Source organism: Pseudoalteromonas sp. SIMBA_162 (assembly GCF_046535955.1).
GTDB lineage: Bacteria > Pseudomonadota > Gammaproteobacteria > Enterobacterales > Alteromonadaceae > Pseudoalteromonas > Pseudoalteromonas marina.
Map to the genome: position 1 here is coordinate 1 of NZ_JAWJBQ010000910.1, position 248 is coordinate 248.

The window sequence follows — 248 nt, forward strand, 5'->3', positions numbered from 1 at the left end:
GGAGACCCTATCGATTTAATGATGGGGGATGGAGGAAATGTATCTGAAGCTGAAGAGGCTGCTTTACGTTCAGAATTAAACTTAGATCAACCACTTCATATTCAATTGAAAGATTATTTTTTCCAATTACTTCAAGGTGATTTAGGTGAATCCTTCAAAAAAAGCCGACCTGTTTCTGAATTAATCGCTGAAACATTACCAGCCACAATCGAATTAGCTTTGGCTGCAGTATTTGTATCAGCATTGAT

The 248-nt window shown here is 37.1% G+C and carries 1 pseudogene; it reads left to right on the forward strand.

Features of this window, described 5'->3' with window-relative positions:
- Nucleotides 1-248, forward strand: a pseudogene (locus tag R0J88_RS22350) (peptide ABC transporter permease); the annotation flags it as partial.